Consider the following 24,765-nt stretch of genomic DNA (forward strand, 5'->3'; position numbering starts at 1 on the left):
GAACGATGGAATTCGCTTTCTATTTCGCATCGGGTATCGCTGTTGTGTCCACACTGCGTGTGGTCACCAACACCAATCCTGTGCACGCCCTGCTCTACCTGATCATTTCGCTGATCGCCGTGGCCATGACCTTTTTCGCTCTCGGCGCACCGTTCGCCGGCGTGCTGGAAGTGATCGCTTACGCTGGCGCCATCATGGTGCTGTTCGTGTTCGTGGTGATGATGCTGAACCTGGGCCCGGCCTCGGTTCAGCAGGAACGCACCTGGCTCAAGCCCGGGATCTGGGCGGGGCCGGTGATTCTCGCCGCCCTGCTGCTGGCCGAACTGCTGTATGTGCTGTTCGCTCACCAGAGCGGTCAGGCCATCGGCCACACCACCGTCGATGCAAAAGCCGTGGGCATCAGCCTGTTCGGTCCGTATCTGCTGGTGGTCGAACTCGCCTCGATGCTGCTGCTCGCTGCAGCCGTCACGGCGTTCCATTTGGGCCGTAACGAGGCGAAGGAGTAAGACATGCCTGCTATCCCTCTCGAACATGGTCTGGCAGTTGCCGGCATCCTGTTCTGCCTTGGTCTGGTCGGCCTGATGGTCCGCCGCAACATTTTGTTCGTGTTGATGAGTCTGGAAGTGATGATGAACGCCTCTGCACTGGCCTTCATCGTTGCGGGCGCCCGCTGGGCGCAACCGGATGGACAGATCATGTTCATCCTGGTGATCAGCCTTGCAGCCGCCGAAGCCAGTATTGGCCTTGCGATCCTGCTGCAACTGTATCGCCGCTTCCACACGCTCGATATCGACGCTGCCAGTGAGATGCGCGGATGAACCTACTCTTTCTGACTTTCGTATTCCCTCTGATCGGGTTCCTGTTGCTGTCGTTCTCCCGCGGCCGCTTCTCGGAAAACCTGTCGGCGCTGATCGGTGTCGGCTCCATCGGCCTGTCTGCCATTGTCGCCGCCTACGTGATCTGGCAATTCAACGTCGCGCCACCGGAAGGTGGCGTCTACACCCAGGTGCTGTGGCGCTGGATGTCGGTGGAAGGTTTCCAGCCTGACTTCGCGCTGTACCTGGATGGTCTGTCCGTGACCATGCTCGGTGTGGTCGTCGGTGTCGGCTTCCTGATCCACCTGTTTGCATCGTGGTACATGCGTGGCGAAGACGGTTACTCGCGCTTCTTCTCGTACACCAACCTGTTTATCGCCAGCATGCTGTTCCTGATCCTGGGCGATAACCTGCTGTTCATCTACTTCGGTTGGGAAGGCGTGGGCCTGTGCTCGTACCTGTTGATCGGTTTCTACTACAGCAACCGCAACAACGGTAACGCCGCACTCAAAGCCTTCATCGTCACCCGTATCGGCGACGTGTTCATGGCGATCGGCCTGTTCATCCTGTTCCAGCAACTGGGCACGCTGAACGTCCAGGAACTGCTGGTGAAGGCGCCTGAGCACTTCAAGGTCGGCGATTTCTGGATCGTGCTGGCAACCCTGATGCTGCTGGGTGGTGCGGTCGGTAAATCGGCGCAACTGCCGCTGCAAACCTGGCTGGCGGACGCGATGGCCGGCCCTACCCCGGTTTCGGCACTGATCCACGCCGCAACCATGGTGACTGCCGGTGTCTACCTGATCGCCCGTACCCACGGTCTGTTCGCCCTGGCGCCGGACATTCTGCACCTGGTCGGCATCGTCGGTGGCGTGACCCTGGTACTGGCCGGTTTCGCCGCACTGGTGCAAACCGACATCAAACGTATCCTCGCCTATTCGACCATGAGCCAGATCGGCTACATGTTCCTGGCGCTGGGCGTTGGTGCCTGGGAAGGCGCGATCTTCCACCTGATGACCCACGCCTTCTTCAAGGCCCTGCTGTTCCTTGCCTCCGGTGCGGTGATCGTTGCCTGCCACCACGAGCAGAACATCTTCAAGATGGGCGGCCTGTGGAAGAAACTGCCGCTGGCCTACGCCAGCTTCATCGTCGGTGGTGCCGCTCTGGCCGCCCTGCCACTGGTGACCGCCGGTTTCTACTCCAAGGACGAAATCCTCTGGGAAGCGTTCGCCAGCGGCAACCACGGTCTGCTGTACGCAGGTCTGGTCGGCGCATTCATGACGTCGCTGTACACCTTCCGCCTGATCTTCATCGCGTTCCACGGTGAAGCCAAGACCGAAGCCCACGCCGGTCACGGCATCGCTCACTGGCTGCCGCTGTCGGTGCTGATCGTGCTGTCGACCTTCGTCGGCGCCATGATCGTTCCACCGCTGCACGGCGTACTGCCAGAGAGCGTTGGCCATGCCGGTGGCGAAGCCAAGCACAGTCTGGAAATCGCCTCGGGCGCCATCGCCCTGGCCGGTATCCTGCTGGCGGCCCTGCTGTTCCTCGGCAAGCGTCGCTTCGTGACCGCAATCGCCAACAGCGGCATCGGCCGTCTCCTTTCGGCCTGGTGGTTCGCTGCCTGGGGCTTCGACTGGATCTACGACAAACTGTTCGTCAAGCCGTACCTTGCGATCAGCCATGTACTGCGCAAAGACCCGCTCGACCAGACCATCGGTCTGATCCCGCGCATGGCCAAGGGTGGTCACACTGCCCTGAGCCGTACTGAAACCGGTCAACTGCGTTGGTACGCCGCCTCGATGGCTGCTGGTGCCGTGTTGGTCATCGGCGCTGTCGTGCTGGTAGCGGTCTGATATGAACCTTGCGAATTTGCGAAAGGAAACGAGCCCGTCATGATTCTGCCTTGGCTAATCCTGATCCCCTTCATCGGCGGCCTGCTGTGCTGGCTGGGTGAGCGCTTCGGCGCCACCCTCCCCCGCTGGATTGCGCTGTTGACCATGACCCTGGAACTCGCCCTCGGCCTCTGGCTGTGGGCCCACGGTGACTATTCATTTGCACCGGCGCCTGGCGCCGATCCGACCTGGACGCTTGAGTTCAAGCACGTCTGGATCCAGCGCTTCGGCATCAACGTGCACCTGGCCCTCGACGGCCTGTCGCTGCTGATGATCCTGCTGACCGGTCTGCTGGGTATCCTGTCGGTACTCTGCTCGTGGAAAGAGATTCAACGTCACGTTGGCTTCTTCCACCTGAACCTGATGTGGATTCTGGGCGGCGTTGTCGGCGTGTTCCTCGCCCTCGACCTGTTCATGTTCTTCTTCTTCTGGGAAATGATGCTGGTGCCGATGTACTTCCTCATCGCGCTCTGGGGTCACAGTTCTTCGGACGGCAAGAAAACCCGGATCTACGCCGCGACCAAGTTCTTCATCTTCACTCAGGCTTCCGGCCTGATCATGCTGGTGGCGATCCTCGGTCTGGTCCTGGTCAACTACAACAGCACCGGCGTGATCACCTTCAACTACGCCGATCTGTTGAAGACCAAGATGTCGATGACCACCGAGTACATTCTGATGCTCGGCTTCTTCATCGCCTTCGCGGTCAAGCTGCCAGTGGTTCCGTTCCACTCCTGGCTGCCTGACGCTCACGCCCAGGCGCCGACTGCAGGTTCCGTCGACCTCGCCGGTATCTTGCTGAAAACCGCGGCCTACGGTCTGCTGCGTTTCGCCCTGCCGCTGTTCCCGAACGCCTCGGCCGAATTCGCGCCGATCGCCATGACCCTCGGTCTGATCGGGATCTTCTACGGTGCGTTCCTCGCTTTCGCGCAAACCGACATCAAGCGTCTGATCGCCTTCTCGTCCGTTTCCCACATGGGCTTCGTACTGATCGGCATCTACTCCGGCAGCCAACTGGCGCTGCAAGGTGCCGTGATCCAGATGCTGGCCCACGGTCTGTCGGCGGCGGCACTGTTTATCCTCAGCGGTCAGCTGTACGAGCGTCTGCACACGCGTGACATGCGTGAGATGGGCGGTCTGTGGTCGCGCATCGCTTACCTGCCAGCGATCAGCCTGTTCTTCGCAGCCGCCTCTCTGGGTCTGCCGGGCACCGGTAACTTCGTCGGCGAGTTCCTGATCCTGATCGGTACGTTCGCCAGTGCGCCATGGATCACCGCGATTGCCACTTCCGGTCTGGTGTTCGGTTCGGTCTACTCGCTGATCATGATCCACCGCGCTTACTTCGGTCCGTCGAAATCGGATTCGATCCTGCACGGCATGGACGGTCGCGAACTGATCATGGTGCTGGGCCTTGCGGTACTGCTGATTTACCTCGGCGTCTACCCGCAACCGTTCCTCGACACTTCCGCCGCCACGATGCATGGCGTGCAGCAGTGGCTCGGCACCGCCTTCACTCAACTCGCTTCGGCCCGGTAAGAGCGCTATGGAATTCACGATTCAACACTTTATTGCGCTTGCGCCACTGTTGATCACCAGCCTCACCATTATCGTGGTGATGCTGGCAATCGCCTGGCGCCGCAACCACTCGCAGACCTTCCTGATTTCGGTGGCGGGTCTGAACCTGGCCTTGCTGTCGATCCTGCCGGCCCTGAAAGTCGCGCCTCTGGCCGTGACTCCATTGCTGCAGATCGACACCTTTGCCTGCCTGTACATGGCGCTGATCCTGGTCGCCACCCTCGCTTGCGTCACTCTCGCCCACGCCTACCTCGGCGATGGCGGTTCGGGTTACCCGGGCAACCGTGAAGAACTGTACCTGCTGATCCTGATGGCCGCCGCCGGTGGTCTGGTTCTGGTCAGCGCGCAGCACCTGGCCGGGTTGTTCATCGGTCTGGAGCTGCTGTCGGTGCCGGTTTACGGTCTGGTGGCCTACGCCTTCTTCAACAAGCGTTCGCTGGAAGCCGGCATCAAGTACATGGTGCTGTCGGCCGCCGGTTCCGCGTTCCTGCTGTTCGGTATGGCGCTGCTGTACGCAGATTCGGGTTCGCTGAGCTTCGTCGGCATCGGTCAGGCCCTGGCCGCGACCGGCCTGCCAAGCTCGCTGGCGCAACTGGGCCTGGGCATGATGCTGATCGGTCTGGCGTTCAAGCTGTCGCTGGTACCGTTCCACCTGTGGACGCCGGACGTGTACGAAGGTGCTCCGGCACCGGTGGCCGCGTTCCTCGCCACCGCTTCGAAAGTGGCTGTGTTCGCGGTCATGGTTCGTCTGTTCCAGATCTCCCCTGCTGCAAGCAGTGGCGTTCTGAGCAACGTGCTGACCATCATCGCCATCGCCTCGATCCTGTTCGGTAACCTGCTGGCCCTGACCCAGAGCAACCTCAAGCGTCTGCTCGGTTACTCGTCCATCGCGCACTTCGGCTACCTGCTGATCGCACTGGTGGCGAGCAAGGGTCTGGCGGTGGAAGCCATCGGCGTGTACCTGGTCACCTACGTGATCACCAGCCTCGGCGCCTTCGGCGTGATCACCCTGATGTCCTCGCCGTACAACGGCCGTGACGCAGACGCCCTGTACGAGTACCGCGGCCTGTTCTGGCGCCGTCCGTACCTGACCGCCGTCCTGACCGTGATGATGCTGTCCCTGGCCGGTATCCCGCTGACTGCTGGCTTCATTGGCAAGTTCTACATCATCGCCACCGGTGTCGAGTCGCACCAATGGTGGCTGGTCGGTTCCCTGGTACTGGGCAGCGCCATCGGCGTGTTCTACTACCTGCGCGTGATGGTCACCCTGTACCTGATCGAACCAAACCTGCGCCGCCACGACGCCCAGCTGCACTGGGAACAGAAAGCAGGCGGCGTGATGCTGCTGGCGATTGCCGTCCTGGCGTTCTTCCTCGGCCTGTACCCACAACCGTTGCTGACCCTGGTTCAGCAATCGGGCCTGGCGGGCTGATCGCTCAGCGATAGCTGGCTACAAACAGAAACGGCACCTTCGGGTGCCGTTTTTGCGTCTAGACCGTCTTGAGTTTTTTCACCATTGGCACGCAAGCCAGTTGCAGACCTGAAGGCGATTGGTAGATCGCACTCCCCTCCCCGACGTAACCGCAACGCCGATAAAAATCAGCGGCATTCAACGTCGCATCCAGACAAACCTCTGCCAGTCCCAGATCCTGTGCCAGCGCTTCCAGAAAGTGCAGCACACGCTTACCCAGACCGCGCTGCATGAAATCCGGATGGATGAAGATTGCGCCGATTTCGCGGTGCTCCAGATCGAGCATGCCGGTTGCCACGGGCTCACCCTCAACGCAACCCAGATAGAAATGCTTTTGCATGAGCGTGTCATAACCGTCTGCCGCCGAGCCCTTTGTCCAGTCGAGCATTTGCTGCTCGCTGTAGGCACCGATGCATTGATGCCGGATCGCCTGTCGCCGAATCTCGAACGCTATCCCGGCATCGTCCGGGTCGGCTCTTTTCATTTCGAACATTTCTCTCTCCTTGAGCCATGTGCGGACGGGCATGAAAAAGCCCCGTCCATTTCTGGCGGGGCTTTGGGTAACACGTCATTGACCAGACATGCATGACCTTATGGCCCGCCGGAAGCGGTCATAGAGGAGCACATCATGATCATTCGGTGTTGGGCAGTCATGGCTGGATAGTGCTGCGGATTGTTCGGTCACGTCAATTGCGAAGCTTCTTCTCTTCTTTATCGAAAGCTCTCGCCAGCATATCCGTTTCGTCCTACAGCCAGCCCAGGGGCAATACCACTATGTTGTTTGCCTGCTCAAGAGCTCAATCGAGACGAGGACGAACAATGAAACGCGAAATTTTTTCGGAACTGATGGATGGCCTCAGAGACTTGGCAGCCGCACGCGAAGGCAAAATCACTCTGAAAACCCACACGCTGAATTTGCCAAAGCGAATACCGATCACCAGTGGGGAAATAGAAATCTGCCCCAAGCTGAATAGTCGAACACCAACCAAATCCACCTAACGAAATTGTAATTCCCCAATCACCTCCGCGTTATCTGCAGGCTGCAACGATGTCACCCGGCGATCCTACCGGCGGGCCTTTGCCCGTTCGAACAATAAAACCCACGCCGAAGCTCGTTCCCGTTCTGCCGAACCCAAGGAGTGATTGATGGTTAACAACACAAAAATGTCGATGGCCGCTCTGGCAGTGGTTGTCGGCGCCGGGCCGTCCACGGTGTTTGCAGAAGAAAAACCCGAAGGGTTTATCGAAGGCAGCAGCCTGACGGTGCTCAACCGTAACCTTTACTTCAACCGTAACCACCGCAACGGCCAGTCCAGTCCCACCGGCAACGGATATTCGGAGGCCTGGGCCCACGGCATCATCGGCAAGTTCGAATCCGGTTTCACCCAGGGCACCGTCGGGGTCGGGGTGGATGCGTTTGCGATGATCGGCCTGAAGCTCGACACCGGCGACGGCCGTAACGGTGGCCGCAGCTCGTTCGATGTATTGCCGGTCAACAGCGACGGCGAAGCGCGGGACGAATACACCAAGGTCGGTGGCGCCGCCAAAGTGCGCGCTTTCGATACGGTGGTGAAAGTCGGGGATGTGTTCCCGGCCAACCCGGTGGTCGCGGCAGGCGATTCGCGATTGCTGCCGGAAAGTTTTCGCGGCGTGACGGCGATCAACACCAGCATCGAAGGTCTGTCGATCCAGGGTGGTCGGCTGCATGCGATGAGCCAACCGGTGTCCAGCGACCTGAGCGAGAACTTCGCGACCTTCTATGCTGGCCCGGTCAATTCGCCGTGGATTGCTTACGGCGGCGGCGATTACGCGCTGAACAAAAACCTGAGTTTCAGCCTGTACTCCAGCCGCCTCAAAGATGCCTGGAACCAGTACTACGCCGGCACCGCCTGGACGTATCCACTGTCGGATGACCTGTCGCTGTTCGGCGGCCTGAATTACTACAAGGCTGTCGACGAGGGCAAACAATTGCTCGGCGAGTTCGACAACAACATCTGGAGCGGCCGCGTCGGCGTGAAACTCGGCGCCCACTCCGTCGCCCTCTCCCACCAGCGCAACAACGGCAATGACGACTTCGATTACCTGCGTCAGTCCGACTCGATCTTCCTCGACAACTCCATTCAGTACAGCGACTTCAACTCGCCGAAAGAGCGTTCATGGATGGTGCGCTACGACCTCGACATGACCACCTATGGCGTGCCGGGCCTGTCGTTCATGACCCGTTATGCACGCGGCACTGACGCTGACTATTCCAACGCCAACGCCGTGTACATGCGCCGCGATGCCGAGGGCAATCCGCTGACTGACCAGAAGCGCTGGGAGCGTGACATCGAAGTCAAATACGTGGTGCAAAGCGGTTCGATGAAAGACCTGTCGCTGCGTCTGCGCCAGGCCACGACCCGCGCCACCGCATTCGAGTCAGACCTGGATGAAGTGCGGGTGATCGTCGAATACCCGCTGGCGATTCTCTGAGTTTCACGAGCAATGCCCATTCACCTTTAGAAGCTCCTTGCTCCTTTGGTAAGAGGTGAATCTTTGGCGTCCTTCGGGGCGCCTTTTTTGCGCCCGAAAAAAAGCCCGACTCACTGCACATGAACCGGGCGTTTCAGCAGGGATTAGCGTCAGCCACCCTGCTGACGACAATTGCCCATCACGTTGTAAGTGACCGTATTGAGCTGCCCCTTGGAGTCCTCGTAAGTCATCGCAGCCGGCACGACCGCGCATTCATTTTTCGGCCGGACAACGCTCACCACCTTCTTCACATCCAGCTTCATTCCGTACCCGTATTCCTTGACCACCGGCGCCGCTTTGCCCTGACTGGCCGCGTACTGCTCCATGGCTTTGGTGTTGGCACTGAGCGCCCGGTCGAACGTTCTGTCGCCACCGCCTTCGGCCAACACATTCAAGGACATCGCCATGACAGCGGTGAACGCCAACAGCTTTAGAGTTTTCATATTCGTTTCCTTCAAAACACGACTCATAAAAAAGCCCACCATCGATGCGCGATGACGGGCTCATTCACTGGCAGCACGCTTACAGGTCTTGGGTCTTGTCGTCCTTCTTGTCGTTCACAACGACCGGATCACGGGCCTTTTCCTTCGCAGCAAACACCTCCATCGAGTGGTCATTGGCGGCCATCATTCGGTCGAAAGTGCGGTCGCCGCCACCTTCGGCCAACACCAGGGAAGACATCATCAGAGCCACGGCAAACGCGCCAATCTGTGCAAGTTTCATCGTTCATTCCTCATTCAAGTCACTGACGGGATCAAGGTAACAATCCGAACCTTTCGTGACGGTGGCGCCGAAATTACATATCCGTTATGTAGAAAGGCCCGCAATGGCGGGCCTGTTGTTGAGGGAAAAATTGACTAGGCCGCCGTAGGCGCTTCCTCATCCCGACGATGCGCCAGCTGATACAACGCCGGCAGGATCAGCAGCGTGAGAATGGTCGAGGACAGAATTCCACCAATCACCACCGTTGCCAGCGGTCGCTGCACCTCGGCCCCGGTGCCGGTCGCAAGCGCCATCGGAATGAAGCCCAAAGACGCCACCAGCGCAGTCATCAATACCGGGCGCAATCGCGTCAGCGCACCTTCGTGAATCGCTTCGGACAGCGAACGTCCCTCCTCCCGCAAGTTGCGAATGAACGCAATCATCACCAGCCCGTTGAGCACCGCCACGCCGGACAGCGCGATAAACCCGACACCCGCCGAGATCGACAGCGGAATGTCCCGCAGCCACAACGCCATGACCCCGCCGGTCAGCGCAAACGGAATCCCGGTGAACACCAGCAAGCCGTCCTTGAGGTTGTTGAACATCATGAACAGCAACCCGAACACCAGCAGCAACGCCACCGGCACCACGATCTGCAAGCGCTTGGCCGCCGATTGCAGTTGCTCGAACTGCCCGCCCCAGGTGGTCCAGTAACCTGCCGGCACCTGCACGTCGCGCTCGATCGCATCGCCCGCCTCGGCGACAAAAGAACCGATGTCGCGCCCACGCACGTTGGCGCTGACGATCACCAGGCGCATGCCGTTCTCGCGGCTGACCTGATTCGGCCCCAGCACCAGATCGAGGCTGGCAACGTCCTTCAGCGCAATGAAGCCAATCTGACTGGAAGCATCACCACCCGCCGCCGGCACCGGAATCAGCAGTGCCGACAACCCGTCGATGTCCTTGCGCATGGCGTCGGACAAGCGCACCACCATGTCGAATCGACGGTCCCCCTCATACAGAGTGCCGGCCTTCTGCCCACCGACGGCCACCGCAATGGTGTCCTGCACATCGCCGACGTTGAGCCCGTAACGCGCGGCCTTGTCGCGGTCGATATTGATGGTCAGCACCGGCAGACCGCTGGTTTGCTCGACCTTGACCTCGGACGCGCCGTTGACCTTCTGCATCGCGACGGCAATCTTCGCCGCCGTGGCGTTGAGCACGTCCATGTCATCACCGAACACCTTGACCGCCACGTCGCTGCGCACGCCGGAGATCAGCTCGTTGAAGCGCAACTGGATCGGCTGCGACAGTTCATAGTTACTGCCCGGCAGCGTTGCCGCGGCTTGTTGCAGCTCGGCCATCAGGGTTTCGCGGGACTTGCCCGGGTCCGGCCATTGCTCTTTGGGCTTGAGCATTACGTAGCTGTCGGAGATGTTCGGCGGCATCGGGTCAGAGGCGATTTCCGCAGTACCGGTGCGGGCGAAGACGCGCTCGATCTCCGGCACTTTATTCAGGATCAACGTTTCCAGCCGCTGCTGCATGTCCACCGATTGCGTCAGGCTGGTGCCCGGCACGCGCAGCGCCTGCAAGGCAAAATCGCCCTCGCTGAGACTCGGCACAAACTCGCTGCCCATGCGGCTGGTGACCACGCCACTGAGCACAATCACAGCCAACGCCGCGCCGACCGCCATCGTCCGATGGGACATGACCCAGTTCAGCGTCGGCGCATAAACGCGACGCGCGCCGCGCATCACCACGCCCTCCTCTTCCTTGACCTTGCCGGTCACGAACAGCGCAATCGCCGCCGGCACAAAAGTCACGGACAACAGCATGGCGCCAAGCAACGCGATGACTACGGTAAACGCCATCGGGTGGAACATTTTCCCCTCGACGCCGCTCAGGGCGAAGATCGGCAGGTACACCACCATGATGATCAACTGGCCGAAAATCAGCGGTCGCCGCGCCTCTTTCGCTGCTGCAAACACTTCATGGAAACGTTCGGATCGCGTCAGCAGACGCCCGTGATGCTGCTGCGCATGGGCCAGTCGTCGCAGCGTATTTTCGACGATCACCACCGCACCATCGACGATGATGCCGAAGTCCAGCGCGCCGAGGCTCATCAGGTTGGCGCTGACCTTGTTGCTGAACATGCCGGTGAAGGTGAACAACATCGACAGCGGAATCACCATCGCCGTGATCAGCGCAGCGCGGATATTGCCGAGGAACAGAAACAGGATTGCGATCACCAGAATCGCGCCTTCGACGAGGTTCTTCTTCACCGTGGCGATGGCCTTGTCGACCAGATGCGTGCGGTCGTACACCGGCACCGCGATCACGCCGGCGGGCAACGACTTGTTGATCTGTTCGAGCTTCGCGGCGACGACCTGGGAGACCGTGCGGCTGTTTTCACCGATCAACATGAACACCGTGCCAAGCACCACTTCCCGGCCATTTTCCGTGGCGGCGCCGCTGCGCAGTTCGCGGCCGATGTCCACGGTGGCGACGTTCTTGATCCGGATCGGCGTGCCGTCGACGTTGGCCATGACGATGTTGGCAATGTCCTCGGTGCTCGCTACCTGGCCCGGCGCGCGAATCAGCAATTGCTCGCCGCTGCGCTCGATGTACCCGGCGCCGACGTTGGCGTTGTTGCGCTCCAGCGCCGTCACCAGATCGGTGAGGGTCAGTTTGTAGGCCGCGAGTTTTTTCGGATCGGGCGCGATCTGATATTCCTTGGCAAAACCGCCGATGGTGTTGATCTCCGCCACGCCGGGGACGTTGCGCAGTTGCGGCTTGATGATCCAGTCCTGAATCACCCGCAAGTCGGTCGGCGTGTAGGGCGTACCGTCGTCCTTCAGTGCGCCTTCCTTGGTCTCGACCGTCCACAAAAAGATCTCGCCGAGCCCGGTGGAGATCGGCCCCATCACCGCTTCCACGCCCTCGGGCAACTGCTCCTTGGCGGACTGCAATCGTTCGTTGACCAATTGCCGGGCAAAGAACAGATCGGTGCCTTCCTTGAAGATCACCGTGACCTGCGACAACCCCGAACGCGACAGCGAGCGGGTCTGCTCCAGCGCTGGCAAACCGGCCATCGCGGTTTCAATCGGGAACGTAATGCGCTGCTCGGTTTCCAGTGGCGAGAATCCCGCTGCACCGGTGTTGATCTGCACCTGGACGTTGGTGATGTCGGGCACGGCGTCGATCGGCAGTTTCTGATAACTGGCGATGCCGAGGCCGGCCATGAGCAGAACGGCGAGCAGCACGATGATGCGCTGCTCGATGGCAAACTGGATCAGGCGTTCGAACATGGGAGTCTTCCGCGATTAATGACTGTGCTCGGCCGAGGCTTTGCCCAGCTCCGATTTGAGGACGAAGCTGCCGGTACTGGCGACTTGCACGCCCGGTTCCAGTCCGGCGATGACTTCCGCCTGGCCTGCCGCGCGACTGCCCAGCTCCACTGCTTGCGCCTTGAAGCCGTCGTCGGTGCGCACAAACACCGTGGGCTTGTCCTCGACGGTCTGGATTGCGGTTTCCGGTACGGCGACTTTGGCCTGGCGGCTGTCGGTGGCGACCAGCGCGGTGACAAACAGGCCCGGGCGCCAGGAGCCTTGCGGGTTTTCCAGGGTGACGCGCACGGTCGCGGTGCGGGTCTGTTCGCCGAGCAGGCTGCCGACGTAGGTCACGGTGCCGCTGACTTCGGCGTTCAATTCCGCCGCACTGACGGTGACGGGTTTGCCCACTTGCACCTTGTTCAAGTCTTTCGGTGACACGCCGAACGTGACCCACACCCGCGACAAATCCGAGAGCGTGAACGCCGCCGTGGTTTCATCGACCACCTCGCCCGGCGTCAGGTGCTTTTCCACTACCACACCTTCGAACGGCGCCCGCAGCTCATAGCGATTGCCACCGGTGGCGACCACGCTGCCACTGAGCACGCTGATCTTTTGCCGGGCATTGCTCACGGCAATTTCGGCTTCTTCCAGGGCCTGGCGCGCCTGGAGAAAATCCTGCTCGGCGGAGATCTTGTCCTGCCACAGTTTCTTCTCGCGCTCGAACGTCGTGCGGGCCAGGGCCAAGCGGCGTTGCGCGGCTGCCTGCTCGCTGCGCTGATCGGAAATCTGCTGACTGGCGATCACCGCCAGCAACTGGCCCTTCTTCACCGACTGCCCAAGATTGACCGACACCGACTCGACCACGCCCGGTACGCGCGGCACCACATGCGCGGTGCGGTCTTCGTCGAAGCGCACTTCGCCGGGGAACGACAGACCGAGGCTGAAGTTCTGCGCCTGGGCGGCGGCCAGTTGAATCCCCGCCGCCGCGATCTGCTCGGCCGTCAGTTCGATGTGCCCTTCTTCGTCGTGCCCGCCGTCAGCGGCGGCGCCTTCTTCGGCATGGTCGGCGTGCTCCGCCGCTTCATCGGCATGGGCATCGACAGACGCATTGCCGCTCCACATCGAGCCGATGCCAATGCCCAGCGCCAAGGTCGCCGCAGCAACCACGATCAGTTTTTTATCCATGGAAACTCCTCTGCGCCAAACCATCGCGCAGTAATCAGAACGTTGAAATTCAAGGGTTGGCGCTGAGGTCGCCGAAGATGCGTTCGATGCGGACCCGGGCGTCGGTCGCCTCGCTCACCGCCTGGATGTATTGGCTGCGAGCGGCGATCAATGTGCGCTGGGCATCGAGCACGTCGAGGAAGCCGAACTTGCCCATTTCGAAACCGCGAGTGGCGTTGTCGACCGCACTTTGCGCGGCGGGCAGGATGGTCCGGTCGAATGCCTGGATTTCGCCGTTGGCGGTCTGCCATTGCGCCAGCGTGGTCTGGATTTCCGTGCGCAAGCGCAGTTCGGTGGCGTTGCGCAGGTCCCGCGCCTGATCGGTACGCCGCGCCGCCGCCAGCACGTTGCCCTGATTGCGGTTGAACAGCGGAATCGGCATCGACAGCCCGACCACGTTGACCCGCTCGCGCTCGGTTTCGCTGTACTGGCTGCCGATGCTGACGGTGAGATCGGGAATCCGCTGGGACTTTTCCAGCCCCAGCGACGCTTCGCGCTGGTCGATCTGCAACCTGGCCAGCCGCAGCTGCGCGGTCTCGTTCAGACGCTCAAGCAAACGGGTGGGCGGCGGTACGCTGGGCAGACTTTGAGTTGCGGTCTGCACCGTGGTCGACGTCGGCAACGGTGCGCCCATGACCTGTGCCAACTGCTGGTACGCATTGGCCTGATCACGCTCGGCGCGGCTCAATTCCAGGCGCACTTCCGAAAGCTGCACTTGCGCCCGCGTGCCTTCCACCGGCGACGACTTGCCCGCCTCGATCCGCCCCTGCGCCACACGCAAACCGTGCTCGGCGAGTTGCAGCGACTGCCGGGCCAGTTGCAAACGTTGCTGCGCGGTCTGCGCACCGTTGAACGCTTGAAGCACGTCGGCGCGCAGGACGTTGCGCTTGCGCTCCAGCTCGATGCCGGCGGCATCCTGGGCACGACTCGCCACATCAATCCGCGCGCCGCGCTTGCCGCCCAGCTCGATCGGCTGGCTGAGCATCACCGTGGTGGTGCGTGATTCACGCCGGGTGTCTTCGGCCTCCCACGACACCTCGGGGTTGGGGATCAGCCCGGCCTGCTTGCGGTCACCTTCGGCAATGCCGATTTCCCACTGCGCGGCGGCCAGCTCCGGGTTGTTGGCGAAGGCGGTTTGCAACGCCTGACCCAGCGTCAAAGTCGATGCACTGGCAAGGCTGGTACAAGCCAGCAACAACAGGCCGCTGGCGGTTTTTTTCAGGCGTGATCGCGCCGTCAGTTCAATTAAACCGGGCAATGGAAGACTTCCTTCAATCAAGAATCGTTGATGGCGCCACGGTAGGGTTTTGAACTTATCGACAAGGTGACGTGAACATTACAAATCCGTTATCCACGGTTAATCGAAGTTGTTTTGCTCTAGGATTCGAAGTTCGAATGGCTTTGCTGCAACACACCGAAACAAATGCATGTTAGTTATCAGCCGAACAGCACTTGCCGAAATGGAAGTCATGAAAAATTGACCACTTCGCTGCGACAGGCTGTCGCGGATGGCCGATTTAAAGGGCTCAGGCGTTGACTCTGTAGCCACTACAGCCTTTACGGTACACGCCACTCAGCTCCAAAGTCCGTCAGGAAGTCCCTGCAAAAACTGCAACTTCCAGACTCACTTACTTAAATACCCATTCATTAAAAGTGGTGAAACATCATGCGAATCCTTGTCGTCGAGGACGAGCTTAAAGCTGCCGAATACTTGCATCAGGGCCTGACCGAAAGTGGTTATATCGTTGATCACGCGGTCAATGGCGCGGATGGTTTGCACCTGGCGCAACAACAGGTTTATGACCTGATCATTCTCGATGTGAATCTGCCGGAACTCGACGGCTGGAGCGTGCTGGAACAACTGCGTCGCACCCACTCCACCCGGGTGATGATGCTCACCGCACGCGGGCGGCTGGCGGACAAGATCCGGGGTCTGGACCTGGGCGCCGACGATTATCTGGTCAAGCCGTTCGAGTTTCCGGAACTGCTGGCCCGGGTACGCACGTTGATGCGGCGCAGTGAAAATATTCCGGTGCCGCAGGTGCTCAAGGTCGCCGATCTGGAACTCGATCCGGGCCGTCACCGGGCCTTTCGCGGCACCCAGCGGATCGACCTGACCACCAAGGAGTTTGCCCTGCTGCACCTGCTGATGCGCCAGTCCGGCGAAGTGCTGACCCGCACCCAGATCATCTCGCTGGTGTGGGACATGAATTTCGACTGCGACACCAACGTGGTCGAAGTTTCGATCCGTCGCTTGCGGGCGAAGATCGACGACCCGTTCGACAGCAAACTGATCCACACCCTGCGCGGTGTCGGCTATGTGCTGGAGGCGCGGGAATGAAGCCTGCGAGCCTGTCGCTGCGGCTGGGTCTGACGGTCAGCATTCTCGGCGCGCTGCTGGTGGTGTTCCTGGCGATCCTCGCGTATTTCGCCCTGACCCACGAGCTGAACGCGCTATCGCGCGACAGCCTGGAAAAGAAGCTGGAACAGGTCGAGCACAGCCTGACGCTGTACTTCGACACCGGCGAGATCAGCGCCAAGCCGCACATTCTGCTCGATCAGGTCATGGGGCACGATAACCTGACCCTGACCATTTATGACCTGAACAACCTGCGCACCCCGCTGCTCAAGTCCGGTTCGGGTCTGACCGATCCGCGCGTTGAACTGAAGGCGGTACGGGCGACAACCGATCAGTTGACCCACACCGACAGCGCCGATGCCGAAGGTGCGAAGTTTCTCACCGTCTCCAAGCTGATTCGCCTCAAGGACGGCAGCAGCGTACCGGTCCTGCTGTCGATGGATAACGCCCACGATCAGGCCTTGCTCAGTGCTTATTTGCGCTCGACATTGATGGCTTTGCCGTTGCTGCTGGTATTCATCGGCCTGACCGCATGGGGTGCCGTGCAGCGAGGGCTGGCACCGTTGCGCGAGTTTCGCAAAGTGGCGGCGCGAGTGACGACGCAGGATCTCGACCATCGCCTGTCGGTGCTGAACATGCCCCAGGAACTCAGCGAACTGGCGCAGGGCATCAACGTCATGCTCGATCGACTGGACAGCGGCGTGCAGCAGTTGTCGCAGTTCTCCGATGACCTGGCCCACGAGCTGCGCACGCCGATCAACAACCTGATGGGCAAGGCCCAGGTGACGCTGTCGCGGGAGCGCTCGGTCGAGGAATACACCAACGTTCTGGTGTCCTGCACCGAAGAGCTGGAGCGGGTCGCGCGGATTGTCTCGGACATGCTGTTCCTGGCCCAGGCCAGCCAGCCTGCGGCGCACGCCTCGTTCGAACCGATTGCGCTGGAGGAAGAGGCGTCCAGGGTGGTGGATCTGTTTTCCCTGACGGCACAGGACAAACAGATCGATCTGAAGATCATCGGCAGCGCGCAGGTGTCGGGGGACCGGCTGATGATTCAGCGAGCGATTTCCAATCTGCTGTCCAATGCCCTGCGCCACTGCCCGTCCGGCAAGACCGTTTCGCTGTTCATCGAACAGGCGTCGAACGAGGTGTCATTGCGGGTGAGCAATCCCGGTGCGGGCATCGAAGCGCAGCACCTGCCGTATCTGTTCGACCGTTTTTACCGGGTCGACAGCAGCCGCACCCGGTCACAGGGCAGTACCGGTCTGGGACTGGCCATCGTGCACTCGATCATGACCTTGCATCAAGGCTCTGCGCAGGTTCAAAGCCGACCGGGGGCGATGACGGTGTTCAGTCTGGTGTTTCCTGCGATGCACCCGGAACGGCACTGAACCTTCAAGCTGATTTGTGCGGTGTGTTCTCAAACTTCATAGGAAAAATCGCCGCACAAGTGCTGCATCCATCCCCGTAAATCCTTCAGCACGAATTTGCGTCGCCCCTGCGCTGAAACGTCTGACAGCGGCAAAAGACAGAACGCCTCAAACCGCTGATTCCTTTCGCGTGGCTCGCCCGTTGCAATGCAGTGCTGCCCCCTCAGAAACACGTCCTCGCGGCGTCAATTCACGTTTTATCAGTACGTATTTCGACACCGCTGAAACCCGCGACTGGAAACGTCCGGACATTTTTGACCCCGCCCTCACCGCCCTTTTAGATTCGGCTCGTGCTTGCAACAGCACTCCCAAACAACAACCAAGGAGCAACATCATGGGCTACATGGGCAGCTGGAACGCAAACCCTATCGATGAACTGGAAGAGCAGGAAGCACCCTCGCCAGAGCAGATCGAAGCGCTGCAACTGACCGAGGAAGAACAGGCGGAACTCAACGCCGAGTGACAGAACCCGCGGGGGCCTTGCGCCCTCGCGGGCTTTCCAGGAAGGAAATCATGCACAAGACAACGTTGGCCGAGCGTGAGCTCACGGCCGATCAGGCAGAACGGCGTATTCACACCGAACTTTCACGCCTGGGCCTCACACCGCACACCCGCACCCTCGGCAGCAAAGTGGTTGCAGTTCAGGCGAGTCTTCATGGCGGCGACAACCGTCATGCCCGTGGCTCCGGCAAGGGTTATGCGGATCAGGCGCACCTGGGCGCGCTCTATGAAGCGCTCGAGCATTACTGGACGGATGAGCTCTGTACCTACGATGTTCACCACGAAACGGAACGCTATTTCAAAGACACGCCGGTGTTTGCCGATGACTCGCTTCTGCACAGGCTCACTTGCCAGCAAAACGTGCGCATCCCCTGCCGGACCTATGTCTGTCCGCCGTGGCATGACCGGTTTTCCTACCCGGTGGCGCTGACCTCGCCGAACGGCTCACGTTTACCCTCGTCACCGGGCATGGCGGACTACCGTGCCGTGCAGCGCTACGCCAGCAACAGCGGCACCGCCATTGGCGCCACTTACCACGAAGCGATGCTGCACGCCGCCAACGAATGCATCGAGCGCGACGCCGTGTCGTTGTTTCTGCTCGATCATTTTTATTATCAGAACCATCCGCCACTGCGACGGGTGGCGCGTCTCACTGAACGCGACGATCTCGATCGTCTTTGGGCTGATGCCGAACAAGAGATCGACGGCGAAATCGTGCTGGTGGATATCAGCACCGAGTTCAAGACGCGAACCTTTCTGGCCTTCACCACGAAGCCGGGCGCTCACCCACAGGTATTCGGCAGCGGTAGCTCCCTCGACCCGCGGCACGCGGCGTGGCGGGCGCTTACTGAACTGGTGCAGCTGCAACTGAGTGCCGCCGAACCCGAATACCGTCAGACACTGGCCAATGCGCTGCGCAACCTGCAACCGTTCCCGCGCCTGCTGCGCTGTTCGCAGTTTGATCCGCACACGCTTCTGCATCGCTGCGTTCAACACGAGGTGAGCCTGCCGGATGCCGCCAAAGACCTGTCGGTGCAAAATCAACTGCACCTGCTGACTCAAGACCTGCGGATTCATGGCCGTTCGCTGGGTGCAGCGGTCCTGCAGCGAACCGAGCTCGGCACGACCCTGCTCAACGTGGTGATCCCCGGACTGGAACGCTTCTTCGTGGTCTGCAGCGGTAACGTCGTCATACCGCAAGCCCGGGGCCGTACTCTGGAGAGGCCCGCCCCATGAGCCGACCCGATCGCAACCGGGAGCTGACACTGGCCCGATCCATGCGCCTTTACCTCAACGAGAACGGCGCTGTTGGCCACTTCCTCGAACCGCGAGGCAGCGGACTGCATCACGTTTTTTTCCTGCGGGTAAACGATGAGCTCTGGGTCGGCCGCAAGCTCCTGCAACGTGACCGGCATTTTCGATGGCAGGCCAGCAGCTCGCTCAAACCCGACATGTTGTTTGGCCCGCATCTGCATTCATTGTGGGGGGATGACGGGTTGTCGATCGGCTATCGGACGGCCTCACCCGCGGAGAAAGCGCAGGTCTTTGAACATGCATTGCATCAGGCTGACAGCGAGATCCTGGTTCCCTTCCCGCTGCTGGATGAGGCGGGCCGGGAAGCGGTCTGCCCGGCAGACTTCTGGCAATGCAACGAATCACTGGCCGAACAGCTGAACACTGACGAGCAGCACTTGCGCGAATACTGCGCCGGGCTGCTCCAGGCCATCACTGAAAAAGGCGCACTGATTTACGACCCGGCCTGTTCGACCGGCGCGTTCATCGCCCACCTCGCCCGCGCCCTGCCCGACTGTCTGTGCCTGGGCACTGACCGTTCGGCCTCGATGATCGAACATGCCAGGCGCTGGCACAGCGGGACATCCGTCGAATTTGACGTGCTGGAGGCGAGTGAAGCTTTCAATTCCGGAATTCGCTGCGATGTCTTGATCCTGCGTTTCCTCAACGCCGAAGTCTTGACCCGCCGTGAGGCCCACGTAGCGTTCGAATCGCTGATCCGCTGCGTCAATCCCGGTGGCACGATCCTCGTCTTCGGTCACACCCCGGTGCTGATTCCGGTCACCTGGCTTGCCTCCATCCATCACCTGAAACTTGAATCCAGTGTCGCGGCACGACCAGGGCAAATCGAGCTGTTCCAGTTCTATCGTCTGACGGTTCCGGCGCCATGAGCTTTTCCCTGCATAGCCGAGGTTATTACCCGACCGGCGACGGCCATCAACTCTATTGGGAACGGCATGGTGTTCCGGGACACGAACCGGTGTTTTTCCTCCATGGCGGGCCCGGCGGACGTATAAGCCGCCACCATTTGCAGTTCTTCGAACCGGGTCGGTTCGACATCATCCTGTTCGACCAACGGGGCTGCGGGCGCTCGACGCCTTACGGCGAACTGCGGGACAACACTACCGGGCTGTGTGTCGAAGACATCGATGCCCTGCGCCAGTATTTCGGCTTCGAAAAAATCAGCGTGCTTGGCGTGTCATGGGGTAGCTGGCTGGCGATCCAGTACCAACAGCGATATCCGCAGCACCTGCTGAAAACCACGCTGGTTTCGGTATTCGTGCCGTTTGCCGCCAATGTCCGGGCCTACGATCAGGCACTCAATGACGGGTTGGCACAATCGCCTCACATGTCGCCCGGCCACCGTGCCAGGGACATCTACCGGATCCTCGGCGAAGGCTGTCCATCGCAGCAATACCGCGCCGCCATCGAATGGTTGAACGCTGTTCTACGTCGCACAGGGCAGACGATCTGCCCCGACACTCTGGAGCGCTTTGTCGATCAGGAAGCGGTGCTCGCCATCCGTCTCGAGCTGCATTACCACCTGCAGAACTACTGCTTCACGCCAAAGGATGAAGACCTGACCCTCGATGACAACACCCTGCTGATCCAGGGCATCCGCGACACCCATGGCATGGCCAGCGTGCGCTGGCTCAGGCAACGCATGAACATCCACTGCCGGCTGCTGCACGCCGGGCACAACGCCTTTGAAAACGCCCTCCTCAAAGCGGTGCGTCGGGCGGTGAAACGTGAAATCGAAAGGTGAGCGTTATATGGCCGTAGGATCTTTTTCCGTTACTGGCCCGTCCCGCCGGGAACACAGAAAGCTCTCTCCAGAATGCCCGTCTCGTCCTACAGCCACACCAGGAAACAAGACGTTATCTTGGGTCACGGTTTACCAAGCGGCTGAGGCCAGAACGGACAATGAAACGTGAAATCTTTTTTGAGCTGGTGAGCAGCTTCGATTCATCGGTGGTCGAGCGACGGAGCAAAGTCATGCAATTTCCCTATATAGCGCGACGTGCAGGTTTGCCCCCCACCTGCACAGAACAAATCCGGGACTTTGCCGGCCCCCTTGATTCTGGCTATATTTGTCCAGAATATGAGGAAAACATGATGATCATCGTTCCGTTGGCCGAAGCCAAAAACAATCTATCCAGACTCGTCGATGAGGCCGCCTCGGGGCAGATCATTACAATTGCCAAACATGGGCGTGCACTCGCTCGTCTGGTTCCTGTCACCAAGTCTCACGGTCCGCGCATAGGTGCGATGAAGGGCAAACTCGTGCTTCCCGAAAACTTCGACGCGCCACTATCGGATGACATGCTCGACGCATTTGAGGGTGGCCAGTCATGAGGGTATTGCTCGACACCCACATTCTGCTCTGGACGCTTTCAGACGATTCCAGACTCTCCGCAAAAGCCAGAAAACTGATTGAGAACGCCACCGAAATCTATATCAGCGCTGCGACCTATTGGGAGATGGCAATCAAGGTCGGGCTCGGTAAGTTGAATGTAGATCTCGAAGAAATAAGGCAATACAGCCTCGACAGCGGCTTTATAGAACTCCCAGTGACCTCAGAACACGCCATTGCCGTAAAGGAGCTTGAACACCACCATCGCGATCCATTCGATCGGCTTATTGTTGCAACCGCCATGATTGAGCCGATGAAGCTGCTAACCGCCGATCCCCTGGTGGCTCAGTACACAGATCTGGCTGTTCTGGTCTGAATCCCGCACAAAGAAAAACGGCACCCGAAGGTGCCGTTCCGTCCCGCAAAAGCGCTTATTTGCGTGCCGCCTCCCACGACTTGAGCAGTTCGTTGTAGCTCACGGTTTCGCCTTTCGGCTTCTCGTTGGCCAGTTTCGGTTTTGGTGCGCCCGGCTGGTCGAACCAGTATTGCGCGTCGCGCTCGGGGTTCATTTTCGGGGCGCACACCGCTTGGGCCTTGGAGCGTTCCAGACGGGTCATGATCGCGTCCTGATCCTTGGCCAGACCGTCGAGGGCCTGTTGCGGGGTCTTCTCGCCGCTGGCGGCTTCGGCGATGTGGCTCCACCACAATTGTGCCAGGCGTGGGTAGTCCGGCACGTTGGTGCCGGTCGGCGTCCATTGCACACGGGCCGGGCTGCGGTAGAACTCGACCAGACCACCGAGTTTCGGTGCCAGATCGGTCATCGCTTGCGAGTTGATGTCCGACTCGCGAATCGGCGTCAGACCGACGATGGTTTTCTTCAGCGACACGGTTTTCGAGGTCACGAACTGCGCGTACAGCCAGGCCGCGAGTTTCTGTTTCTCAGGCGTGGATTTCATGAAGGTCCACGAGCCCACGTCCTGATAACCGAGCTTCATCCCCTCTTCCCAGTACGGCCCGCGTGGCGACGGTGCCATGCGCCATTTCGGCGTGCCGTCGGCGTTGACCACCGGCAGGCCCGGCTTGGTCATGTCGGCGGTGAACGCGGTGTACCAGAAAATCTGCTGGGCGATGTTGCCCTGGGACGGCACCGGGCCGGATTCGGAGAAGGTCATGCCCGCCGCTTCCGGTGGCGCGTACTTCTTCAGCCAGTCGACGTATTTGGTGGTGGCGAACACCGCCGCCGGGCCGTTGGTGTCGCCGCCGCGGGTCACGCTGGAGCCGACCGGGTGGCAATCCTCGACGCGAATCCCCCACTCGTCCACCGGCAAGCCGTTGGGAATGCCCTTGTCGCCGCCACCGGCCATGGAGAACCAGGCATCGGTGAAGCGCCAGCCCAGCGACGGGTCTTTCTTGCCGTAGTCCATGTGCCCGTAAATGCGTTTGCCGTCGATTTCCTTGACGTCTTCGCTGAAGAACTTGGCGATGTCTTCATAGGCCGACCAGTTCACCGGCACGCCCAGTTCATAGCCGTACTTTTCCTTGAACTTGGCTTTCAGGTCGGCGCGTTCGAACCAGTCGGCACGGAACCAGTACAGGTTGGCGAACTGCTGATCGGGCAATTGATAGATCTTGCCGTCCGGCGCAGTGGTGAAGGAGATGCCGATGAAGTCCTTGATGTCGAGGGTCGGCGAGGTGAAGTTCTTGCCTTCGTTGGCCATCAGGTCGGTGATCGATTCGGTCTTGCCGTAGCGAAAGTGCGTACCGATCAGGTCCGAGTCGTTGACCCAGCCGTCGTAGATGTTCTTGTCCGACTGCATCACCGTCTGCATTTTTTCCACGACATCGCCTTCCTGCAGCAGGTCGTGGGTCAGCTTGATGCCGGTGATTTCGCTGAAGGCCTTGGCCAGCACCTTGGATTCATATTCGTGGGTGGTCAGGGTTTCCGAAACCACCTTGATGTCCATCCCGCGAAACGGCTCGGCCGCCTTGATGAACCACTTCAGTTCTTCGAGCTGCTGATCTGCCGTCAGGGTCGACGGTTTGAACTCGCTGCCGATCCATTTTTTTGCGGCATCTTCGTAGGCGTCGGCCCAGGCAGACGCGCTCAAACCGCTGAGTGCCAGCATGGCTGCCAATGAAATGCTATGTCGCAGCTTATTTTTCTTATCGAACATAGAGACCTCCTGTTAGGTTTTCGGAGCACGATTGCCGAGCGATTCGACTAGCCCCAACGCATCACAGCCAACAGCCACACCAGGGACAACGCGGACGCTACCCAGATGCTCCAGTCGGTCACGCCGATTACCAGCAGATGCAGGTAGGCGCTGCCGAGAAGACCGATGAACAAACGATCGCCACGGGTGGTGGCAATCGGCAGAAACCCTCGCCGCAAGATGCTCGGCGAGCGCAGTTCCCAGGTGGTCATGCCCACCAGGATCAACCCGATCACGATGAAAAACGCCGCCGTCGGGACGGTCCAGCTCATCCATTCCATCATCAGTTCCTCAGACCCGGCCCAGGGCAAAGCCCTTGGCCACGTGGTTGCGAACGAACCAGATCACCAGCATGCCGGGGAGAATAGTCAACACCCCCGCTGCCGCCAGTACGCCCCAGTCAATCCCGGATGCCGACACCGTGCGCGTCATCACCGCCGCGATCGGTTTGGCGTTCACCGAGGTCAGCGTGCGCGCCAGCAGCAGCTCGACCCAGGAAAACATGAAGCAGAAAAACGCTGTCACACCGATGCCGGAGCCGATCAGCGGAATGAAGATCTTCACGAAGAACTTGGGAAAGCTGTAGCCGTCGATGTAGGCGGTTTCGTCGATTTCCTTCGGCACCCCGGACATGAAACCTTCGAGGATCCACACCGCCAACGGCACGTTGAACAGGCAGTGCGCCAGCGCCACGGCGATGTGGGTATCAAACAGACCGATCGACGAATACAGCTGGAAGAACGGCAGCAGGAACACCGCCGGCGGTGCCATGCGGTTGGTCAGCAGCCAGAAGAACAGGTGCTTGTCGCCGAGAAAACGGTAGCGTGAAAACGCGTAGGCCGCCGGCAGTGCCACGGTCAGAGAAATGATCGTGTTCAGACTGACGTAGTACAGCGAGTTGATATAACCGGTGTACCAGCTCGGGTCGGTGAAGATCACCTTGTAGTTCGCCAGCGTGAAATCCTGTGGGAAAAGGGTCAGTCCGCCGAGGATTTCGGTGTTGCTCTTGAACGACATGTTCAGCAGCCAGTAGATCGGCACCAGCAGGAACAGAATGTAGAGCAGCAGGGGAATCAGCTTTCTTTTGCTCATGGCCGGGC

Annotated in this window: 24 protein-coding genes; 15 read left to right on the top strand and 9 right to left on the bottom strand. The window is 60.1% G+C overall.

The features are described from left to right. Nucleotides 1–5 precede the first annotated feature (5 nt). The 5 genes from nuoJ to nuoN are packed head-to-tail and all read left to right on the top strand — an operon-like array spanning nt 6 to nt 5,711. On the top strand, nt 6–506 hold the full coding sequence (gene nuoJ, locus ACEN93_RS06120; RefSeq protein WP_007951462.1) for an NADH-quinone oxidoreductase subunit J: 501 nt from the start codon (nt 6–8) through the stop codon (nt 504–506). 3 nt (nt 507–509) lie between these two features. Continuing rightward, nucleotides 510–818 (top strand): NADH-quinone oxidoreductase subunit NuoK, encoded by a 309-nt coding sequence (gene nuoK, locus ACEN93_RS06125; RefSeq protein WP_003180046.1) that lies wholly within the window; start codon nt 510–512, stop codon nt 816–818. Continuing rightward, the gene (gene nuoL / locus ACEN93_RS06130; RefSeq protein ID WP_074688953.1) at nt 815–2,668 is read left to right on the top strand and encodes an NADH-quinone oxidoreductase subunit L; all 1,854 of its coding nucleotides are present in this window, start codon (nt 815–817) and stop codon (nt 2,666–2,668) included. Before nuoK ends, nuoL begins: the two co-directional genes overlap by 4 nt. A 39-nt stretch (nt 2,669–2,707) precedes the next feature. Further along, nucleotides 2,708–4,240, top strand: a complete 1,533-nt coding sequence (gene nuoM, locus ACEN93_RS06135) for an NADH-quinone oxidoreductase subunit M (protein WP_039767431.1) — start codon at nt 2,708–2,710, stop codon at nt 4,238–4,240. A gap of 7 nt (nt 4,241–4,247) precedes the next feature. Beyond that, the gene (nuoN, locus tag ACEN93_RS06140) at nt 4,248–5,711 is read left to right on the top strand and encodes an NADH-quinone oxidoreductase subunit NuoN (protein WP_064597748.1); all 1,464 of its coding nucleotides are present in this window, start codon (nt 4,248–4,250) and stop codon (nt 5,709–5,711) included. A gap of 58 nt (nt 5,712–5,769) precedes the next feature. On the opposite strand, the gene ACEN93_RS06145 is transcribed toward nuoN, so the two are convergent. After that, nucleotides 5,770–6,243: a GNAT family N-acetyltransferase gene (locus ACEN93_RS06145; RefSeq protein WP_039767435.1), complete on the bottom strand. Its 474-nt coding sequence runs from the start codon at nt 6,241–6,243 to the stop codon at nt 5,770–5,772. Between the two features lie 326 nt (nt 6,244–6,569). On the opposite strand from ACEN93_RS06145, the gene ACEN93_RS06150 reads away from it, so the two are divergent. Then, on the top strand, nt 6,570–6,749 hold the full coding sequence (locus tag ACEN93_RS06150; RefSeq protein ID WP_134333884.1) for a hypothetical protein: 180 nt from the start codon (nt 6,570–6,572) through the stop codon (nt 6,747–6,749). A 147-nt stretch (nt 6,750–6,896) separates the two neighbouring features. Beyond that, entirely contained in the window at nt 6,897–8,222 is a 1,326-nt protein-coding gene (locus ACEN93_RS06155) for an OprD family porin (protein WP_495611187.1), read from the top strand. Nucleotides 8,223–8,371: 149 nt separating this feature from the next. Here ACEN93_RS06155 and ACEN93_RS06160 read toward each other — a convergent pair whose 3' ends face one another. The 5 genes from ACEN93_RS06160 to ACEN93_RS06180 form a co-directional block, all read right to left on the bottom strand. Further along, a complete protein-coding gene (locus tag ACEN93_RS06160) occupies nt 8,372–8,704 on the bottom strand; it encodes a DUF2790 domain-containing protein (protein WP_039767437.1) in 333 nt (110 codons plus the stop codon). A gap of 79 nt (nt 8,705–8,783) precedes the next feature. Next, the gene (locus ACEN93_RS06165; protein ID WP_163975831.1) at nt 8,784–8,984 is read right to left on the bottom strand and encodes a co-regulatory protein PtrA N-terminal domain-containing protein; all 201 of its coding nucleotides are present in this window, start codon (nt 8,982–8,984) and stop codon (nt 8,784–8,786) included. Between the two features lie 134 nt (nt 8,985–9,118). After that, nucleotides 9,119–12,271, bottom strand: a complete 3,153-nt coding sequence (locus ACEN93_RS06170; RefSeq protein WP_495611188.1) for an efflux RND transporter permease subunit — start codon at nt 12,269–12,271, stop codon at nt 9,119–9,121. Between the two features lie 15 nt (nt 12,272–12,286). Further along, a complete protein-coding gene (locus ACEN93_RS06175; RefSeq protein WP_495611189.1) occupies nt 12,287–13,480 on the bottom strand; it encodes an efflux RND transporter periplasmic adaptor subunit in 1,194 nt (397 codons plus the stop codon). Between the two features lie 49 nt (nt 13,481–13,529). After that, the gene (locus tag ACEN93_RS06180) at nt 13,530–14,777 is read right to left on the bottom strand and encodes a TolC family protein (protein WP_414882730.1); all 1,248 of its coding nucleotides are present in this window, start codon (nt 14,775–14,777) and stop codon (nt 13,530–13,532) included. Nucleotides 14,778–15,185: 408 nt separating this feature from the next. On the opposite strand from ACEN93_RS06180, the gene ACEN93_RS06185 reads away from it, so the two are divergent. From ACEN93_RS06185 to ACEN93_RS06220, 8 genes are all read left to right on the top strand, one after another. Further along, entirely contained in the window at nt 15,186–15,860 is a 675-nt protein-coding gene (locus ACEN93_RS06185; RefSeq protein ID WP_007951475.1) for a heavy metal response regulator transcription factor, read from the top strand. Further along, nucleotides 15,857–17,266, top strand: a complete 1,410-nt coding sequence (locus ACEN93_RS06190) for a heavy metal sensor histidine kinase (RefSeq protein ID WP_490840820.1) — start codon at nt 15,857–15,859, stop codon at nt 17,264–17,266. Before ACEN93_RS06185 ends, ACEN93_RS06190 begins: the two co-directional genes overlap by 4 nt. A gap of 373 nt (nt 17,267–17,639) precedes the next feature. Then, the gene (locus tag ACEN93_RS06195; RefSeq protein ID WP_256574470.1) at nt 17,640–17,768 is read left to right on the top strand and encodes a hypothetical protein; all 129 of its coding nucleotides are present in this window, start codon (nt 17,640–17,642) and stop codon (nt 17,766–17,768) included. A gap of 50 nt (nt 17,769–17,818) precedes the next feature. Then, entirely contained in the window at nt 17,819–19,042 is a 1,224-nt protein-coding gene (locus ACEN93_RS06200; protein ID WP_495611190.1) for a YcaO-like family protein, read from the top strand. Continuing rightward, the gene (locus tag ACEN93_RS06205) at nt 19,039–19,989 is read left to right on the top strand and encodes a class I SAM-dependent methyltransferase (protein WP_074688970.1); all 951 of its coding nucleotides are present in this window, start codon (nt 19,039–19,041) and stop codon (nt 19,987–19,989) included. The genes ACEN93_RS06200 and ACEN93_RS06205 overlap by 4 nt, the downstream gene beginning before the upstream one ends. Continuing rightward, on the top strand, nt 19,986–20,864 hold the full coding sequence (locus ACEN93_RS06210) for an alpha/beta fold hydrolase (protein ID WP_039767453.1): 879 nt from the start codon (nt 19,986–19,988) through the stop codon (nt 20,862–20,864). Before ACEN93_RS06205 ends, ACEN93_RS06210 begins: the two co-directional genes overlap by 4 nt. Before the next feature lie 158 nt (nt 20,865–21,022). Then, complete coding sequence (locus ACEN93_RS06215; RefSeq protein WP_074688974.1) at nt 21,023–21,454, top strand: type II toxin-antitoxin system Phd/YefM family antitoxin; 432 nt, start codon at nt 21,023–21,025, stop codon at nt 21,452–21,454. Continuing rightward, entirely contained in the window at nt 21,451–21,828 is a 378-nt protein-coding gene (locus tag ACEN93_RS06220; protein WP_039767456.1) for a type II toxin-antitoxin system VapC family toxin, read from the top strand. The genes ACEN93_RS06215 and ACEN93_RS06220 overlap by 4 nt, the downstream gene beginning before the upstream one ends. Nucleotides 21,829–21,883: 55 nt before the next feature. Here the strand turns inward: ACEN93_RS06220 and ACEN93_RS06225 are convergent, their stop codons facing one another. Genes ACEN93_RS06225 through ACEN93_RS06235 form a run of 3 tightly spaced genes read right to left on the bottom strand, consistent with a single transcriptional unit; the run spans nt 21,884 to nt 24,757 of the window. Beyond that, a complete protein-coding gene (locus ACEN93_RS06225) occupies nt 21,884–23,626 on the bottom strand; it encodes an ABC transporter substrate-binding protein (RefSeq protein WP_064380728.1) in 1,743 nt (580 codons plus the stop codon). A 47-nt stretch (nt 23,627–23,673) separates the two neighbouring features. Further along, on the bottom strand, nt 23,674–23,946 hold the full coding sequence (locus tag ACEN93_RS06230) for a DUF2160 domain-containing protein (protein ID WP_039767461.1): 273 nt from the start codon (nt 23,944–23,946) through the stop codon (nt 23,674–23,676). Between the two features lie 10 nt (nt 23,947–23,956). After that, the gene (locus ACEN93_RS06235; RefSeq protein WP_007951486.1) at nt 23,957–24,757 is read right to left on the bottom strand and encodes a carbohydrate ABC transporter permease; all 801 of its coding nucleotides are present in this window, start codon (nt 24,755–24,757) and stop codon (nt 23,957–23,959) included. Between the last annotated feature and the right edge of the window lie 8 nt (nt 24,758–24,765).

The sequence above is a fragment of the Pseudomonas sp. Pseusp21 genome, from assembly GCF_059492145.1.